The organism is Deinococcus radiotolerans (assembly GCF_014647435.1).
GTDB classification, from domain to species: domain Bacteria; phylum Deinococcota; class Deinococci; order Deinococcales; family Deinococcaceae; genus Deinococcus; species Deinococcus radiotolerans.
Map to the genome: position 1 here is coordinate 344,223 of NZ_BMPE01000001.1, position 16,396 is coordinate 360,618.

Here is a 16,396-nt window from a genome sequence, read left to right on the forward strand (position 1 = left end):
CCCGATCAGCAGGTGGGGAGGAACGCCGCCCGGGCCGAGCCCAAGCCGAATAAGAGCAAATTGAGTAGAGAGGACAATAAAATCACGAACTGCTAAAATCGTGAAACTATTCACTTGTATATGTGGAAGGATGGCCCTCCGTCATGAAGGGCCAGGGGCTACTTACTTCAGAGCGTCATTCATGCCCAGCACGTCCGCGACCTTCAGGCTCGCGCCGCCCACCAGAGCACCGTTCACATTCGGTTTTGCGCAGATGCTGGCAATGTTGTCCGGCTTCACGCTGCCGCCGTACAGCACGCGGATGTCCGCCGCAGCGCTCCCGTACCGTTCCTCCAGCGCACCGCGGATCGCGGCGGCCAGCTCCTCAGCGTCCTCGGCTGTGGCGGTCTTGCCCGTGCCGATCGCCCAGACCGGCTCGTAGGCGATAACCACGTCCGTGCCCACGCCTTCTAGGCTGCCCGCCAGCTGCGCCAGCGTGAACGGCACGTGCTCATCGGCCTCGCGCACGTCGAGCTTCTCGCCCACGCACACGATGGGGGTCAGGCCGTTCGCCTGCGCCTGGCGGGCCTTGGCGGCCACGACCGCGTCCGTCTCGGCGTGGTAGTCGCGGCGTTCGCTGTGGCCCACGACGGCGTACGTCGCGCCGACGTCCTTGAGCATCGCGGCGCTGATCTCGCCGGTGTACGCGCCGGATTCGTGCGCGGACACGTCCTGCCCGCCGAAGCCCACGCCGGCCGGGAGGTTCGCGGCCAGCGCGCTGAGCGTCACAGCGGGGGCCATGACGGCCAGTTCCGCCTCGCCTGCCGTGAGTTTCTCCCCGAGTTCCTGCGCCCAGGCGCGGGCCTCGGTGGGGGTCTTGTTCATCTTCCAGTTCAGTGCCAGCAGGTTCTTCATGTCAGTTCCTTTTGCAGTTGCTTCAGCACCTCGGTCGTGTCGCCCTGCCAGATGGTGGACGCCATGAACGGGCGGAAGCCGAGTTCCGTGTTGATTTTCAGCATGGGGCCGTTGCTGTCCGCGTTCTGCGTGCGGATCTCGCGGGCGTGGGGATTCAGGCGCTGCGTGGCCTGCACGTTCGCGGCCTTTAGCCAGCGGCCCAGGCTGTGGCCCCGGTGTTCCGGCCGCACGCCCGTATTGCCCTGCGCGACGATGCGCGGCTGCGCGGGCCGCCACGACACGTCCGTCAGGCCGACCAGCGTGCCGTCCGGGGCGCGCACCACCGCGACCACTGACGTGCGGCCCCCGGCGCGGGCCAGGGTCTCCATGGAGCGCACCTCTTCCGGCGTGGTGCGGTGGTCCTCGACGTCCAGGTCGTCACGCGGGGCGCTGTTCATGACGTTCAGCAGCTCCGCGTAGGCGTCCAGGTCGGCGTCCGGCACGCCGTCCGTCCAGACCTCCAGGGTGTACCCGTCGTCCGGGCGGGTCGTCCAGGCGTCCAGCAGGCCCTCGGGCACGTCGGACAGCAGCAGGCGGTTCACGTGGTTGCTCAGGCCCGGCTGAAACCCGGCGCGGCGTGCAAATACGTCCCCGGCGGGGACGCGGTCGTTCGTCTGTGCCATCAGCAGCGTCCGCCCGCGCACCTGCATGGCCTGCGCCGCGTGCCCCAGCAGCGTCCGGCCAAGCCCGCGCCCACGCGCGGCAGGGGAGACCATGAGCTCCAGCTCGGCCAGATGCTGGTTGTCCCCGACCGTGAACAGCTGCGTGCGGGCGTGCGCCACGATCTGCCCGTCCTCCTCCACCGTCCAGAAGTCCAGTTCCAGGATGGGCGGGAGGTGCTGCATCTGCCCCCAGATGTTCGCCGGGTCGGCGGGCGGATCGTCCGGGTGAGACTCGGCTCGCAGGCGGTTCAGGTGCGCCACCAGGGCGTGCGCGAACTCCTCGGTCAGGGCGGTGTGGTCCCGGTGCTGGACGGCGACGGAAGTTGTGGTCATGGTGCCTCCCAGCATGTCACGGGCGGGTGCGGCGGCGCGGCGAAGGTGAGCAGGGGGGCGTGGGGCCTCCCCGGTGCGGGTTTACTTCATCGCCTCGACGCCGGGCAGCGCCTTGCCTTCGAGCAGTTCCAGGCTGGCGCCGCCGCCGGTGCTGATGTGGTCGATCTGGTCGGCCTTGCCGCTCTTGTTGATCGCGCTGACGGAATCCCCGCCGCCCACGACGGTGTACGCCTGGTTCTTCAGGCTGCCCACGGCGGCCGCGACGGCGTTCGTGCCGCCCGCGAACTTCTCGAACTCGAACACACCCAGCGGGCCGTTCCAGAACACGGTCTTCGCGTCTTTCAGGGCCTCGCTGTACAGCTTGACCGTCTCGGGGCCCGCGTCGAGGCCCTGCCAGCCGTCGGGGATGGCATTGCTGGCGACCACCTGGGTGTTCGCGTCCGCGCTGAAGGCGTCCGCGGCGATCACGTCGACGGGCAGCATGATCTTGTCGCCGTACTCGCGCAGCAGCCGCGCGGCGAGGTCGAGCTGGTCGTCCTCGTGGATGCTCTCGCCGATCTTCCCGCCCTGCGACTTGATGAACGTGTACGCCATGCCGCCGCCGATCAGTAGTTTGTCCACGCGGGGCAGCAGGTTCTCGATGACCTTGATCTTGTCGCTGACCTTCGCGCCGCCGATGATCACCACGTAGGGCCGTTCGGCGCCGCTGAGCAGCTTGCCCAGCGCGTCCACCTCAGTCTGGAGCAGCGTGCCCGCCGCGTGGGGCAGCTGCGCCGCCACGCCGCTCACGCTGCTGTGCGCGCGGTGGGCACTGCCGAAGGCGTCCAGCACGAACGCGTCGCCCAGGCGGGCCAGCCTGCCGTTCAGGCCACTGTCGTTCTTCTCCTCACCGGCGCTGAAGCGTACGTTCTCCAGCAGCGCCACCGCACCCTCGGGCAGTGCCTGCACGGCGGTCAGGGTCTCGTCGCTGTCGGCGGTCCCGGCGATGAACGTCACGGGGCGGCCCAGCACCTTCTCCAGCACGGGCGCCACCGGCTTCAGCGAGTACTTCTCCTCGGGGCCATTTTTCGGGCGGCCGAAGTGGCTCATCAGGATCACGTTGCGCGCGCCCGCGTCCAGCAGCGCGTTCACGGTGGGGAGGCTGGCGGTGACGCGCGTGTCGTCCTGCACCACGCCGTCCTTGACGGGAACGTTGTAATCCACGCGCACCAGCACGCGCTTACCCTGCACATCCAGCTGACTGAGGTTCTGCATGTCGTCTCTCCGGGGAAAAAGGTGATGGTTGACAGAGGATGGACGGGCCACCGCTCTATCAACCATCAGGATGGAACGGTCAGCCTTTCTGCTGAACCAGCTGCACGAGGTCGGCGATGCGGTTGCTGTAGCCCCACTCGTTGTCGTACCAGCTGAAGAACTTCACGAGGCTGCCCATCGCCATGGTCAGGCCGCCGTCGATGATGGCGCTGTGGGGATCGCCCACGATGTCCGAGAGCACGATGGGATCTTCGGTGTACGCGATGATGCCCTTGTGGCTGCCCTCGGCGGCCTTGCGGAACACATCGTTGACTTCCTCGACGGTCACGTCACGCTTGAGGATCACGACGACGTCGCTGATGCTGCCCGTGGGGGTGGGCACGCGCAGGCTGGTGCCGTCGAACTTGCCCTTCAGCGCGGGGTACACCTGCGACACGGCCTTGGCGGCGCCGGTGCTGGTGGGGATGATGTTCACGGCGGCGGCGCGGGCGCGGCGCAGGTCGCTGTGCGGCAGGTCCAGCACGCGCTGGTCGTTCGTGTAGGAGTGAACGGTGGTCATGATGGCCTTCTCGATGCCGAAGGCCTCATCGATGAGCTTCATGGGCGCGCCGAGGCTGTTGGTGGTGCAGCTGGCGTTGCTGATGATGTTGTGCTGCGCGGGGTCGTAGTCCTGCTCGTTGACGCCCAGCACGACGCTGATGTCCTCGCCCTTGGCGGGCGCGGTGATGATGACCTTTTTCGCGCCGCCCTGGATGTGCTTGCCCGCGCCGTCACGGCTGGTGAAGATGCCGGTGGATTCGATGACGATGTCCACGCCCATCTCGCCCCACTTGATGTTGGCGGGGTCGCGTTCGGCCAGCGCGTGGATCTTCTTGCCGTTCACGGTGAGGCTGGTGTCGTCGTACTCGACGGTGCCGTCGAACTTGCCGGCGGTGCTGTCGTACTTCAGGAGGGTGGCGAGCGTCTTGTTGTCGGTCAGGTCATTGATGGCGACCACTTCAACGCCGCGAGCTTCCAGAACACGGAACACCAGACGGCCGATGCGGCCGAAGCCGTTAATCCCTACTTTCATGCTGTGCCTCCAGTCGTGAGGGCCGCCCCCTGTGCTGGGGCGGGTGACCTCGCATGTCGCAGTGTAACCCGGGTCTCAGGTGTGGCGGTTCGTGTCACCTGTACACCAAGCGCTTGATGGACCGGGTTCAAGAAATCCGGGTGATGGGAGGAGCGCTCCAGAAGGGCCTCCCCAGCCGATCAGGACCCGGCCAGCACGAACGCCACGTCCACCGTCACGGAATCGCTACTGCCCGGGTAACGCACGTCGAAATCAAACGGATTGAACTTGAACTGCGCGCTCACGTTCACCTTCCCGCCCTGCAACGTCGCCTTGACGGGCACGCTGATGCTCTTCGCGGTGCCCTTCACGGTCAGGGTCCCGGACGCCGTGGTGGACAGCGTCTGACCCTCGACCAGCTTCCCGCCCGTCAGTTTCTCCAGCTTGAAGGTCGCATTCGGGAATTTCGCGGTGTTTAGCGCCTCCGCGCCCTTGGCATGCGTGTCGCGCAGACCGATCCCGGTCTTCAGGTTCACCACCGGAACGGTGACGCTGCCCGTCGTGGCCGCCAGGTTCGCCGGATCCAAATCCACGCTGGCGGTTACGCCCGAGATGCTGCCTCGCACCGGGATGAAGCGCACCGTGTGCGTGAAGGTCGCCGAGCCGTCCGTGGACCGGTACGGCGCGGCCCCGGCCAGCCCAGCCAAGCTCAGAAGTCCCGCTGCGAACGCTGCTCGTGTCATACCCAGATGGTGACCTGCCCAGGTGAAGCGCACGTGAACCTGCCCGCGCCGCCACACCCGGCGTCCAGCACAGCCTCTTCACGTGACCCTCCTGCAAGAAAAACGTGCCTCGCCCGGTCCTACCCTGACCGGATAGTCCCCGCACCGCCGGGAGCGCCACCGGAGGCCCACCATGCGCCGTATCCTCTGCCTGCTCGCCCTGTCCGCACCCTGCTCGGGCCTCGCCACGCCTGTCACCATGCAGTTCCGCCTTACGGTCCGGCCCGCCTGCGAACGTTGGACCGCCACCGCCGACACCCTCACCCTGCGCTGCACCCGGGACTACCATCCCGCGGACCCGCGCGCCCTGCCGGAACTTCAGGGTCAGCTGCCGCCGGGCGAGTGGACCCTGCGGGACTCCAGCGCGGCCCCCACCGGCGGCACGCTGAACACCTATGTCCTTACCCCGGGCAGTGGCGCGGCCCCCACCGACTTCTACTGAACGCCGGACACCCGGTTCCGTTGCGCGGCCCTCACCGCTGATCAGACGCCCCGGGAAGCGCGCCGGGTATCCGCGTCATACTGCTCGGCATGAATGACGACCTTCTCGTGATGAAGTTCGGCGGGACGAACATGCAGGACTCGCGCGCCATCCGCCACAGCGCCTCCCTGGCCGCCCGGTCCATCCGCGAGGGCGTGAAGGTGGTCGTCGTGGTGTCCGCCATGGCCGGCATCACGAACCAGCTGCTGAAACTCGCGGACGCCGCCCAGTCCGGCGATATCGCCGCTGCCAACGACGAGATCGCGCTGATGCGCACGCGGCACTTCACGGCCGCGCAGGAACTCGGCGCGGCGCCCGACAGCGGCACCGTCCGCGAGATCCGCGAGATGCACGAGACGCTCCGGCAGGCGGTGTACGGCGTGTACCTGCTGCGCGAACTCACGCCCCGCAGCCGCGACCTGATCGTGGCGTTTGGTGAACGCCTCAGCGCGCCCCTTATGAGCCTGGCGCTCGAACAGGACGGTCTGCGCGCCCACCACCTCTCGGGCGGCGAGGCCGGCATCCTCACCGACAGTCACTTCGGGAACGCCAAGCCCATGCCGAACACCTACGAGCGCGTCAAGGACCGCCTCAGCGGTCTGCTGTCTGCCGGGGTCACGCCAGTCGTGGCGGGCTTCATGGGCGAGACGGAGAAGGGCGCCATCACGACCCTGGGACGCGGCGGCACGGACTTCAGCGCGACGATCATCGGCAAGGCCCTCGGCGCAGACGAGGTGTGGGCGTGGAAGGACGTGGACGGCGTCATGAGTGCCGACCCGCGGGTCGTGAAGGACGCCCGCAACATCGAGGTCCTGTCGTACGGGGAGGTGATGGAACTCGCGTACTTCGGCGCGAAGGTCCTCCACCCCCTGGCCGTCACGCCCTTACAGGAGAGCGGCATTCCCCTGCGCGTGAAGAGCGCGGCCGATCCGGACTTCCCCGGGACACTCGTGCAGGCCCAGCCGCGCGATGAGGCCGGGCACCCCGTGAAGGCCGTGACCGCCATCCGCAACGTCAGCATCATCAATGTGAGCGGCGCGGGCGTGCTGGGTATCCCCGAAGTGATCGCCAGCGTGTTCGACGCAATCGCCCGCGAGAACGTCACGCTGCTGATGGTCTCGCAGTCGTCCAGCATGAGCAACGTGTCACTGGCCGTGCAGACGGTGGACGCGGAACGTACCGTGAACGCCCTGCGCGCCGGCGTGAGCTTGGAACTGCGGGTCGAGGAACAGCCGGGCGTGGCGGTCCTGGCCATCGTGGGCAGCGGCATGCGCGGCCAGCGGGGCGTGTCCGCGCGGATGTTCACCGCGCTGGCTGATCAGGACGTGAACGTGCTGATGATCTCCCAGGGCAGCAGCGAACTGAACGTCTCCGTGGCCGTTGAGGGCACGCACGTGGACGCCGCCACGCTGGCCGTGCACCGCGCCTTCGACCTGGGCACCCCCACGCCGGCCTGACCCGGGCGCCTCAGGTGGCGGTGGGGCGCGTGTCCCGCTCGCCACCTGGACTTTTTTTCAGCTGCGGCCAGCGCCGGGTCATGATCAGGTGCGCGCCGCCCACCCACGCCACACTGGCCATGAAGCCCGCCAGGACGTCCGACGGGTAGTGCACGCCCAGGTAGTTGCGGCTCGCGCCGATCGCCACGGCCCACAGCACCCCGAATACCGCGACCGGCCACGCTGCCCGGGACCGCCAGAAGATCAGCGCCAGCGCGAACCCGAACGCGGCGTTCGCCATGGCGTGCCCACTGGGAAAACTGAAGCCCGGTTCGGTCAGGACGGCCATCAGTTGGTCCGGGCGGGGCCGCTGGAAGATGATCTTCGCCACGAGGTTCAGCAGGGTCGCGCCCGCCACGGCGGTCACCAGGAACCAGCCGTGCGCTTTGCCCTGCGCCTGCCCCAGCAGCCACGCGATGGCCAGCACCACGAACGGCAGCACGACCGCGCCGCCCAGCTGCGCCAGAATCTCGCACAGCTGCGTGAGACCGGGCGTGCGGCGCGCCGCGTACCAGTTCAGGACTGCCTGATCCCAAGCGAAGCCGCCCTCGCGGAACACTTCGTGCGTCAGGTGCGCGAACAGCCCCAGCGGGACCATCACGCTGAGCAGGAGGGTCAGCAGGGCCCGCCAGTGCTGCTGGATGAACGGAATGAACTCGTGGCGGGAGCGGGGGAACATCCTCACATTACAGCCGTCCGGTTCTGCGGGCGTGCCCGTGCCCGCTTGCGCCTTGCTTAACGCTTCTGCGCCCTTTGGCGTAGCGCGCCCTGCGCCACCCGGTGCATGCGCCCGTACCCCCCTGCGGCGCACCATGTGATCAGAAGGAACGCGCCCAGCACGGGCCGCCAGCGGGGCGGCGGCGCACCCTCAGGAGTTCACAGATGCAACACGACTTCGGTCAGCTTCACGCGCAGGATCTCCTGCAAGAAGCCCAGCACGCCCGCTTGGTCCGCCAGGCTCAGGCCGCCCAGCGCGGCAAACGCAAGCCCGGCGCCCTGCGCGCCCTCCTGCATCGGCTGCGGCTCGCGTGACCCGTCCCACCCAGGCGCCGCTCCCTTCCCCGTGAAGAGGCGCGGCGCTCTTTTTGGCCTCAGCTGCTGATCGGTGCGGCCCGGGTGTCGCGCTCGGCGAGGAACGCCTTGACGCTCTGCGCGGCGCGCGTCGTCATGCCGGGCACAGCGGCGATCTGCTCGATGGGAGCGCTCGCCAGGTCCTCCAGGCTGGTGAAGTGCTCCAGCAGCGCGTCACGCCGTTTCTGCCCGATGCCCGGCAGGTCGTCAAACACGCTGCGCAGCATCGCCTCGCCGCGCAACTTGCGGTGGTACGTGACGGCGTAGTTGTGCACCTCGTCCCGCACGCCGATCAGCATCCGCAGCGCCGGGTGCGTGTGCGGCAGCAGCAACTCGCGCTCCACACCCACCTCCGTGCCAGTCTCCAGCCACCACTGCGCGCCGTACCGGCCGGGCAGGATCAGGCGCTCCTCGCGCTTGGCGAGGCCCACGACGGGAATGTGCAGGTTCGCTTCCTTCAAGGCGTCCAGCGCGGCGTTCACCTGCCCGCGCCCCCCGTCGATCAGCAGCAGGTCCGGCAGGGGCAACTTATCCGAGAGGCTGCCCGTGAAGCGCCGCGTGATGGTCTGACGCATGCTGGTGTAATCGTCCGGGTGATCCAGGCCCTTCACCTTGAAACGCCGGTGCTCGCCGCGCCGCGAACGGCCACCCTCGAACACGACCATACCGGACACGATGTTCGTGCCGAAGAGGTTGCTGTTGTCATACCCCTCAATGCGCCAGGGCCGGTCGGGCAGGGCCAGCACCTCGCGCAGCGCGTCCAGGCCAGGGTGATCCCCGCGCCGCTCCAGCAGCGCCATCTCGCTGTCCAGGCCGTTCTGCGCGTTGCGCTGCGCCATGTCGATCAGATCCACCTTGTCGCCGCGCTTGGGCGTGCGCATCTCGACCTTCCGCCCGGCCTTCTCGGACAGGAAGTCACTCCAGGTGGGCGCATCCTCGAAATCTGCGGGCAGCAGGATCAGTGGCGGCACGTGTGTCGCCTGCGTGTAGTAATCCTGCACGAACGCCTCGACGATCTCACCCAGCGGGGCGTCCTCCGTACCGGTCAGGAAGCGTTTATCACGGCCCACGACCCGCCCGCCCCGCATGCGGAACAGCTGCACCATCGCGTACTCCCCGGCCTGCGCCGCGCCCAGAAAGTCCAGGTCCGTCTCCTCACTCACGAAGGCGTGCTGCTCGGTGCCGAACAGCTTCTCGACGGCCTGCACGCGGTCGCGGACGCGCGCCGCCTGCTCGAAATCCTGCCCTTTCGCGGCGACCTTCATGTCCTCCCGGAGCCGGGCAATCACGGGCGCAGCGCGGCCCTCCAGCAGCGAGGTCACGTCCTCCACGACCCGCGCGTACTCGCCCGGCTCGGCGCGGTCCACGCAGGGGCCCAGGCAGCGGCCCATGTGGAAATTCAGGCAGGGGCGCGGCTTGTGCTGCATGGGCAGCCCGCTGTTTTTCCGCAGGGGGAACATCGTGTCAATCAGGTTCTTCACGCGCCGCACCGCCGATGAATCCGGGTACGGCCCGTAGTACCGGCCGCCGTCCTTCAGGACACGCCGCGTGACGATCAGCATGGGGAAGGGCTCGTTGGTCAGTTTCAGGAACGGGTAGTGTTTGTCGTCCTTCAGCGTGACGTTGTAATGCGGGCGGTGCTGCTTGATGAGGTTCGCTTCGAGAACGAGCGCCTCGACTTCATTCCGGGCCGTGATGAACTCCAGCGTGTCGGCAAGTGCGGTGAATTTCCCGCTCTTCCCGCCCGCCTTGAAGTGCTGGTTGACGCGGGAGCGGAGATTCTTGGCCTTGCCGATGTAGATGGGAGTTCCGCCCTTACGGAAGATGTACACGCCGGGCGTGATGGGCAGCACGGGCAGGTCGTCGAGATGCACAAGTCTCAGCATAGTGGAGAGGGTGGCAGCATTCCGTGACCAGAAGCGCGAAAATAAAAAATTAGGACTCACATATCACCGAACAATACTTTCACGACTTGAATTAATCGTGAAAGTAGTCACTAGTTGATGATACTTGTTATGGACCATAAAACTTCTATTCATTGTCAGGTGTCAGACCGCATCCTGCTCACTCGTCTGACAGCCCGGGCAGGTCATAAGTTTCTCTACAGATACCCGTCACGGCTCAGCCTCTATGCTGCGTGGCGTGTCCACCGAGTCCTTCACGCACGACGGCGCGCACCTGAGCGTTCGGCGCACCGGGGTGGGCCCACCCGTCGTCCTCGTGCACGGCCTGAGCGGCTCCACCCGCTGGTGGCGCTTCAACGTTCCCGCCCTGAAACAGGAGCACACGGTGTACAGCCTGGACCTCAGCGGGTACGGCCTGTCCCGCGGCCGTCCCTCACGCACCGTGCGTGAAGCCGCCGACCTGATCTGCGCCTGGCTGGACACCCATGACCTGCGGGCCGTGACGCTGGTCGGACATTCCATGGGCGGACAGATCAGCCTGCACGTGGCTGCCCAGCGGCCTGAACGGGTGCAGAATCTCGTGCTGGTGTGTGCCAGCGGGCTGCTCAGAGCGAACGCGGCCCGCACGGCGCTCCACCTGCCGCGCGCCGCGTGGCTGGGTGAACGGCGGTTCATCGGGCGCATCGTGCTGGACGGCCTGCGCGCCGGCCCAGTGAACCTGTGGCGGAACGCGACGGACCTCCTGCGGGACACCGTGCAGGACGCGCTGCCCTTCATTCACGCGCGGACGCTGATCGTCTGGGGTGAGCGGGACATCCTGGTGCCCATTGCGCTGGGTCAGCTGCTCCACGAGGCTCTGCCCGGCTCCCGCTTCGAGGTCATTCCCCGCGCGGGTCACGTGGCGATGGTGGACCGACCTGCGGCCTTCAATGCAATCTTGCTCGATTTCCTCGGCAGGGGAGAGGCCGGGACTTCCGCTTGAAGGCGCAGTCGGTTTTCCTCACCGTGAACGGTCTGCGCACCCACGCCTGGAAGGTCGGTCGGGGCGCGCCAGTCGTGATCGTGCCTGGATTGGGGTGTGCGTCCTGGATGTACCTCCGCCTCGCCCGTCAGCTCGCCCGCGAGCGGACGGTGTTCGTGTACGATCCACCCGGCCACGGCGACAGCGAGGGGCGCAGGGACTTCCCGGTGTGCATCGAGCACCTCACGGATCATCTGGCGGCGTGGCTGCGTGAGGCTGGGCTGGAAGGCACACCCGTCTTCGGGCATTCGCTGGGGGGTGAGGTGATGTTTGACCTGGCGGCCCGCTACCCGCACTGTGCGCCGGCCCTGATCGCCTGTGCGCCCACGGGTATTCCGGAGAACCCCAGTGTGAGGTTGCAGCTCCTGCGCCTGCTGCGGGATCTGCCGAGGGAGCGGCTGGGTCTCCTGATTCCTGGCCTGCGGGCGTACCGGAGGTGTGGGGCGCGGCGCATGCTGCTGCTGGCCCGGGATCAGGAGGCGCACATGACGGGGCCGCTCCTGCCGCGCGTGCAGGTCCCGACCCTCCTGATTGACGGCCAGAGTGATCCGGTGATTCAGACCTGGACGGTGGACTGCATCTGCGCGGATATCCCGGAAGCGATCGTGTGTCAGATCCCGCGCGCGCCGCACGGCTTGACGGATACGCACCCGCGGGCAGTGGCGCAGTTAACTCTGGAGTTTCTGCGAGGAGAAGGTCTATAGAAGGCGGTGATCAGGCGTAGAGAACTAAAATTTCACGACAGGTTTAATCGTGAATATTTTCACTTACTACCTGTAATTTGTGGGGAGGCAACACTCCCCACTTCTTCCTACTTATTAACTGTTATCCAGCGCCACGCTGAGGCCGACGTCGGCCAGCTGGCCGGGCTCGACGGGGGAGGGCGCCAGGGCCATCAGGTCCACGCCGCGGTTGTTCTTGGGGAAGGCGATGACTTCTCGGATGCTGGTTGCTCCGCTCATGACCATGATCAGGCGGTCGAAGCCCCAGGCGATGCCGCCGTGGGGGGGTGTGCCGTATTCGAGGGCGTCCATGAAGAACCCGAATTTGTCGCGGGCCTGTTCGGCGCTGAAGCCGATGGCCTGGAACATCTTGGCCTGCACGGCGGGGTCGTGGATGCGGATGCTGCCCCCGCCGACCTCGAAGCCGTTCAGGACGAGATCGTACGCCTGCGCGCGGATTTCACCCTGGCGGTCGGTGCCGAAGAGGTCCAGGTCGTCGGGGTGAGGGGCGGTGAAGGGGTGATGCATGTACGTCCAGGTGCCGCTCTCGTCGTCGAATTCCAGCTGGGGGAACTCGGTGACCCAGGAGACGTGGAACTGCGGCCCGCCAGCGGCGAGGTCGAACAGGTCCCGCAGGGCGAGGCGCACCGCGCCCAGCGCGCCGACAGCTTTCTTCCATTCGCCAGCGGTGAACAGGAGGGTGCCGCCCTGCGCGACGCCGGTGCGGGCGATCAGTTCGGCGGCCTGCGCGGTGACGAACTTGCTGATGCCGCCGGTGAAGCCATCGCCGTCACGTTTGAGCCAGGCGAGGCCGCCCGCGCCGTTCTGCTTGGCGATGCGTTCGAGTTCGTCGATCTGCTTGCGGGTCAATTCGGGCGCGGCGATCACCTTGACAGCCTGAGCACTGGCGAAGGCCTTGAACTCGCCGCCCTGGAACAGGTCGGTGACCTCCGTGAACTTCAGGTCGAAGCGCAGGTCGGGCTTGTCGGACCCGTAGAGGTTCATGGCGTCCATGTACGCCATGCGCGGGAAGGGAAGGGGCAGGTCGACGCCCATCGTCTCGCGGAACACGTGGGCCATCAGGCCCTCCTGGGTGCTCAGCACGTCGTCGAGTTCGACGAAGCTCATCTCCATGTCGAGCTGCGTGAAGTCCGGCTGGCGGTCGGCGCGGAGGTCCTCGTCGCGGAAGCAGCGGGCCAGCTGGTAGTAGCGGTCGTACCCGGCGATCATCAGCATCTGCTTGAACAGCTGCGGGCTCTGCGGCAGCGCGTAGAACTCCCCGGGGTTCTGGCGGCTGGGCACCAGGAAGTCACGGGCCCCCTCGGGCGTGGACTTCGTGAGCATGGGCGTCTCGACCTGCACGAAGCCCTCGCGGTCGAGGTACTCGGTGACGGCGGCGACAGCCTTGCTGCGCAGCACGAGGTTGCGCTGCATCTCCGGGCGGCGCAGGTCGAGGTACCGGAACTTCAGGCGGATGTCCTCGGCCACGCTGTCGCCCTTCTCCAGTTCGAAGGGCGTGGTCTTCGCGGTGTTCAGCACCTTAACGCGGGTGGCGATCACCTCGAAGTCCGCCAAGCCCCCCTTGCGCTGGCTCTCAGGGCGGGCCTGGTACGTGCCCTCGATCTCCGCAACGTATTCGGCGCGCAGGCGGTCCGCGTCCGCGAAGGCGGCGGAGTCCGGTTCGACCTGCACCTGTACCAGCCCGCTGCGATCACGCAGTTCCAGGAAGATCAGGCCGCCCAGGTCGCGGCGGCGGTTCACCCAGCCCTGCAGGGTGACGGTCTGCCCGGCGTGCGCGGGCGTGAGGTGGCCGATCATGGCGGTGCGTTTCATGCGTGCTCCTGAAGGAAGGCGGCGAGGTCGGCGGCGGCGAGGCTGCGCTGCTCACCGGTCTTGATGTTCTTGAGGCTGAGGGTGCCCTGCGTGACCTCGTCGGTCCCGAGGAGGGCCACCCAGTGCGCGCCGCGCCGTTCGGCGTCGCGGAAGGCGGCGGCGGGCTTCATCGCGCGGTAGGCGAATTCTGCGCGGGCGTGCGCGCGGGCGCTCATGGCGGTGCGTGCGGCATGCGGGACGTTCACCTCGTCCAGCGCGGCGACGTACAGCAGCGGCCCGGCGATCTCCGGGAGGGCCAGGCCCTCGGCCTCCAGCGCCAGCAGGAGCCGTTCCACGCCGAACGCCCAGCCGATGCCGGGAATGGTTTCCTTGCTGCCGAGTTCCTGCGCCAGTCCGTCGTAGCGGCCCCCGCCGCCCAGCGCGGACTTCGCGCCGACGCCCTCGTGGTGCAGTTCCCAGGCGGTGCGGCGGTAGTAGTCCAGGCCCCGCACGATGCTGGGGTCGATGTCGAACTCCACGCCCCACTCGGTCAGGTAGGCCTGCACGGCGCGGAAGTGCGCGCCCGCCTCCTCACCCAGGAAGTCCAGCATGGGCCGCACGCCGAGTTCCGCCAGGAGCTCCTGATCGCCGGCGCTCTTGCTGTCCAGGATGCGCATGGGGTTGCGGGTCAGGCGGTCCTTCGAGTCGTCCGACAGGCGCTCCAGCTGCGGCGTGAACAGGTCCCGCAGGTACGTGTTGTAGCGCTCGCGGTCCTCCGGGTCGCCGATGCTGCCCAGCTTCACGCGCACGCCCGTCAGGCCCAGTTCACGCACCACGCCCACCATCAGCGCAATGGCCTCGGCGTCCACCAGCGCGTCCGTGCTGCCCAGCACCTCGTAATCCACCTGATGGAACTGCCGCAGGCGCCCCCGCTGCTGCCGCTCGGCGCGGAACATCGGGCCGTGCGTCCACAGCTTCAGCGGTGCGGGCAGCTGCTTCAGCCCGTTCTGCAGGTACGCGCGTACGATAGCCGCCGTACCCTCGGGCCGCAGGATGTACCCGCCGTGATCCCCAAAGTAGTACACGGTGAACATCTCCTTGCGGACGATGTCGGTACTGCCGCCCACGCCACGCTTGACGAGGTCCGCTTCCTCGAACAGGGGCGTGTCGATGCGCTGCGCGCCCGCGCGTTCCAGAACGCGCCTTGCCTTCTCCACCAGCCAGCTGTGCGCCTGCGCCGAAACGTCAAGCGTGAGTTTCGGACTCAGTGCCGGAAGGTGATCCTCAGTGCCCTTGGGGCGGTTGATCGCCATAACCCGAGCAGCATAGCGCCTGCACGGGAAAAGCCCCATCCGCCGGAATGCCCACGGGAGAGGACGGCGCCGGCGGGAAGACAGGGGAGAGGGCGGCCCCCAGACCCCCGGATGGCCGCCCCCTCTGAACCGCGCCTTACTGCTTGACGCTGAAGGGCAGGCCCGTGGACTTCATGCCGCCAACCTCGACGAACAGCCAGCTGCCGCCGACGGGCGCGTCTGCCGGGACGGTCAGTACGATCTGCGTGTCCGTCCAGGACTGCACTGCGGATGCCGGGAACACGTACCCGCCGTCACCGGTTTCGCTGGCGCCCAGGCGCACCTTGCCCGTGCTGGGTCCGCCCAGGTAGCGTCCCTGCACGGTGAGCGTCCCGCCGCGCGGGGCCGATTCGGACGTCTTGATGAGCATTGGGGTGACCGTCACCATCTGAGAGGCGCTCTGCTGGGCAGGCGCGCACGCCACCAGCCCGCCAGCCATCAGTAAAGAAGCAACAAAGAAACGCAGCATGTCCTTTCCTCCGTGAAGGCAGTCTAATGCATGGGATGACAGGCGACGCGTCCAATTTCACACGGAACCCCGGCGGGCAACGAATTCTCGTGGTGTTCAATCCCAAGAGTGGCAGCGGCGACAGTGAACTCCCAGAATTCATCCGCCTGCTGCGCGCCGCTGGAGCGGACGTCACCGAGCGTGAACTGCACCCCGACACACCCATGGCCGACTACGTGAAGGACCTCGATCAGTTCACGCATCTCGTCGCGGCCGGCGGGGACGGCACGGTGAGCAGCCTCGCGTACGCCGCCCGGTACAAGAATGTCCCGATGCTGGCCTTCCCGGCCGGTACGGCGAACCTCATCGCGCAGAACCTGGACCTGCCGCAGAACGCGAGCGCCCTGGCCGAGATCGTGCAGCAGGGCCATTCCCTCCGGGTGGACATGGGCGAACTGGAAGTCCACGGCGAGAAGAGCGGCTTCTGCATGCTGGCCGGCGCGGGCGCGGACGCCAGCATGATCCGCGACAGTGAGGAACTCAAGGGTCGTTTCGGTGCCATGGCGTACGTGATGAGCGCCATGAAGCAGCTCAACCCGCAGAAGACGACCTTCCACCTGAAGATCGACGGGGAAGCGAGGGATTTCGAGGGAATAGGCGTGATGGTCGCCAACTTCGGCATGGCCAACTACCGCCTGCCCATCACGAGTGACATCAGCCCCAGTGACGGCCGCTTTACCGTGATCCTCCTGAAGGCCGGGAACATCATGCGGCTCATCCCGAACCTGATTGACTCGGTCCGCGTGAAGCTCAACCTGGGGGACCCGATCTTCAGCGGCAACCTGGAGACCATCGAGGCCCGCCACGTGGAGATCGACGCGGACGACCCGTTCCCCCTCCAGTACGACGGGGAGCTTCACGTGGAGACCACACCGTTCACCACGCAGATCCTCCCCGGCGCCATACGGTTCCTGACCGCCGCGAAGAGCGACGACCTGAAAACCTGAGTGGCCTGCTGCACTCACGCAGCGTGATGCCCGGCGGGTCATTTAATGCCGGTCCGAAAATATCGTT

General features: G+C 67.3%; 16 protein-coding genes. 6 read left to right on the plus strand and 10 right to left on the minus strand.

Annotation, left to right across the window (positions count from 1 at the left end):
- Window positions 1–162: 162 nt before the first annotated feature.
- The 5 genes from tpiA to IEY63_RS01685 form a co-directional block, all read right to left on the minus strand.
- Window positions 163–894: a triose-phosphate isomerase gene (gene tpiA / locus IEY63_RS01665; RefSeq protein WP_189067225.1), complete on the minus strand. Its 732-nt coding sequence runs from the start codon at window positions 892–894 to the stop codon at window positions 163–165.
- A complete protein-coding gene (locus IEY63_RS01670) occupies window positions 891–1,928 on the minus strand; it encodes a GNAT family N-acetyltransferase (RefSeq protein ID WP_189067226.1) in 1,038 nt (345 codons plus the stop codon). The genes tpiA and IEY63_RS01670 overlap by 4 nt, the downstream gene beginning before the upstream one ends.
- Before the next feature lie 81 nt (window positions 1,929–2,009).
- Entirely contained in the window at window positions 2,010–3,182 is a 1,173-nt protein-coding gene (locus IEY63_RS01675; protein WP_189067227.1) for a phosphoglycerate kinase, read from the minus strand.
- Between the two features lie 79 nt (window positions 3,183–3,261).
- The gene (gene gap / locus IEY63_RS01680; RefSeq protein ID WP_110829930.1) at window positions 3,262–4,254 is read right to left on the minus strand and encodes a type I glyceraldehyde-3-phosphate dehydrogenase; all 993 of its coding nucleotides are present in this window, start codon (window positions 4,252–4,254) and stop codon (window positions 3,262–3,264) included.
- A 179-nt stretch (window positions 4,255–4,433) separates the two neighbouring features.
- Window positions 4,434–4,976, minus strand: coding sequence for a YceI family protein (locus IEY63_RS01685; RefSeq protein ID WP_189067228.1), 543 nt, complete (start codon window positions 4,974–4,976; stop codon window positions 4,434–4,436).
- A gap of 172 nt (window positions 4,977–5,148) precedes the next feature.
- Here IEY63_RS01685 and IEY63_RS01690 point away from each other — a divergent pair, with 172 nt between their 5' ends.
- Window positions 5,149–5,457, plus strand: a complete 309-nt coding sequence (locus tag IEY63_RS01690) for a hypothetical protein (RefSeq protein WP_189067229.1) — start codon at window positions 5,149–5,151, stop codon at window positions 5,455–5,457.
- Window positions 5,458–5,546: 89 nt separating this feature from the next.
- Window positions 5,547–6,953, plus strand: coding sequence for an aspartate kinase (locus IEY63_RS01695; RefSeq protein ID WP_189067230.1), 1,407 nt, complete (start codon window positions 5,547–5,549; stop codon window positions 6,951–6,953).
- Window positions 6,954–6,963: 10 nt separating this feature from the next.
- Here the strand turns inward: IEY63_RS01695 and IEY63_RS01700 are convergent, their stop codons facing one another.
- The gene (locus IEY63_RS01700; RefSeq protein ID WP_189067231.1) at window positions 6,964–7,671 is read right to left on the minus strand and encodes a phosphatase PAP2 family protein; all 708 of its coding nucleotides are present in this window, start codon (window positions 7,669–7,671) and stop codon (window positions 6,964–6,966) included.
- A gap of 203 nt (window positions 7,672–7,874) precedes the next feature.
- Between IEY63_RS01700 and IEY63_RS01705 the strand changes: the two genes are divergently transcribed.
- A complete protein-coding gene (locus IEY63_RS01705; RefSeq protein ID WP_189067232.1) occupies window positions 7,875–8,024 on the plus strand; it encodes a hypothetical protein in 150 nt (49 codons plus the stop codon).
- A 59-nt stretch (window positions 8,025–8,083) separates the two neighbouring features.
- Here the strand turns inward: IEY63_RS01705 and uvrC are convergent, their stop codons facing one another.
- The gene (uvrC, locus tag IEY63_RS01710) at window positions 8,084–9,937 is read right to left on the minus strand and encodes an excinuclease ABC subunit UvrC (protein ID WP_189068012.1); all 1,854 of its coding nucleotides are present in this window, start codon (window positions 9,935–9,937) and stop codon (window positions 8,084–8,086) included.
- Between the two features lie 268 nt (window positions 9,938–10,205).
- Between uvrC and IEY63_RS01715 the strand changes: the two genes are divergently transcribed.
- Window positions 10,206–10,949, plus strand: a complete 744-nt coding sequence (locus IEY63_RS01715) for an alpha/beta fold hydrolase (RefSeq protein ID WP_229784416.1) — start codon at window positions 10,206–10,208, stop codon at window positions 10,947–10,949.
- A gap of 23 nt (window positions 10,950–10,972) precedes the next feature.
- Entirely contained in the window at window positions 10,973–11,692 is a 720-nt protein-coding gene (locus IEY63_RS01720) for an alpha/beta fold hydrolase (protein WP_189067234.1), read from the plus strand.
- Between the two features lie 114 nt (window positions 11,693–11,806).
- Here IEY63_RS01720 and aspS read toward each other — a convergent pair whose 3' ends face one another.
- The 3 genes from aspS to IEY63_RS01735 form a co-directional block, all read right to left on the minus strand.
- Window positions 11,807–13,543, minus strand: a complete 1,737-nt coding sequence (gene aspS / locus IEY63_RS01725) for an aspartate--tRNA ligase (protein ID WP_189067235.1) — start codon at window positions 13,541–13,543, stop codon at window positions 11,807–11,809.
- Window positions 13,540–14,835 (minus strand): histidine--tRNA ligase, encoded by a 1,296-nt coding sequence (gene hisS, locus IEY63_RS01730; RefSeq protein ID WP_189067236.1) that lies wholly within the window; start codon window positions 14,833–14,835, stop codon window positions 13,540–13,542. The genes aspS and hisS overlap by 4 nt, the downstream gene beginning before the upstream one ends.
- A gap of 136 nt (window positions 14,836–14,971) precedes the next feature.
- Window positions 14,972–15,343 (minus strand): IPT/TIG domain-containing protein, encoded by a 372-nt coding sequence (locus IEY63_RS01735; RefSeq protein ID WP_189067237.1) that lies wholly within the window; start codon window positions 15,341–15,343, stop codon window positions 14,972–14,974.
- Between the two features lie 35 nt (window positions 15,344–15,378).
- On the opposite strand from IEY63_RS01735, the gene IEY63_RS01740 reads away from it, so the two are divergent.
- Window positions 15,379–16,329, plus strand: coding sequence for a diacylglycerol/lipid kinase family protein (locus IEY63_RS01740; protein WP_189067238.1), 951 nt, complete (start codon window positions 15,379–15,381; stop codon window positions 16,327–16,329).
- The last annotated feature ends 67 nt before the right edge of the window (window positions 16,330–16,396 follow it).

Bases quoted from the DNA above. Each gene is read 5' to 3' on its own strand.
- gap (WP_110829930.1), bottom strand. From the start codon at position 4,254: ATGAAAGTAGGGATTAACGGCTTCGGCCGCATCGGCCGTCTGGTGTTC.
- tpiA (WP_189067225.1), bottom strand. From the start codon at position 894: ATGAAGAACCTGCTGGCACTGAACTGGAAGATGAACAAGACCCCCACC.
- IEY63_RS01695 (WP_189067230.1), top strand. From the start codon at position 5,547: ATGAATGACGACCTTCTCGTGATGAAGTTCGGCGGGACGAACATGCAG.
- IEY63_RS01705 (WP_189067232.1), top strand. From the start codon at position 7,875: ATGCAACACGACTTCGGTCAGCTTCACGCGCAGGATCTCCTGCAAGAA.
- IEY63_RS01675 (WP_189067227.1), bottom strand. From the start codon at position 3,182: ATGCAGAACCTCAGTCAGCTGGATGTGCAGGGTAAGCGCGTGCTGGTG.
- aspS (WP_189067235.1), bottom strand. From the start codon at position 13,543: ATGAAACGCACCGCCATGATCGGCCACCTCACGCCCGCGCACGCCGGG.
- IEY63_RS01690 (WP_189067229.1), top strand. From the start codon at position 5,149: ATGCGCCGTATCCTCTGCCTGCTCGCCCTGTCCGCACCCTGCTCGGGC.
- IEY63_RS01735 (WP_189067237.1), bottom strand. From the start codon at position 15,343: ATGCTGCGTTTCTTTGTTGCTTCTTTACTGATGGCTGGCGGGCTGGTG.
- IEY63_RS01670 (WP_189067226.1), bottom strand. From the start codon at position 1,928: ATGACCACAACTTCCGTCGCCGTCCAGCACCGGGACCACACCGCCCTG.
- IEY63_RS01685 (WP_189067228.1), bottom strand. From the start codon at position 4,976: ATGACACGAGCAGCGTTCGCAGCGGGACTTCTGAGCTTGGCTGGGCTG.
- hisS (WP_189067236.1), bottom strand. From the start codon at position 14,835: ATGGCGATCAACCGCCCCAAGGGCACTGAGGATCACCTTCCGGCACTG.
- IEY63_RS01700 (WP_189067231.1), bottom strand. From the start codon at position 7,671: ATGTTCCCCCGCTCCCGCCACGAGTTCATTCCGTTCATCCAGCAGCAC.
- IEY63_RS01740 (WP_189067238.1), top strand. From the start codon at position 15,379: ATGACAGGCGACGCGTCCAATTTCACACGGAACCCCGGCGGGCAACGA.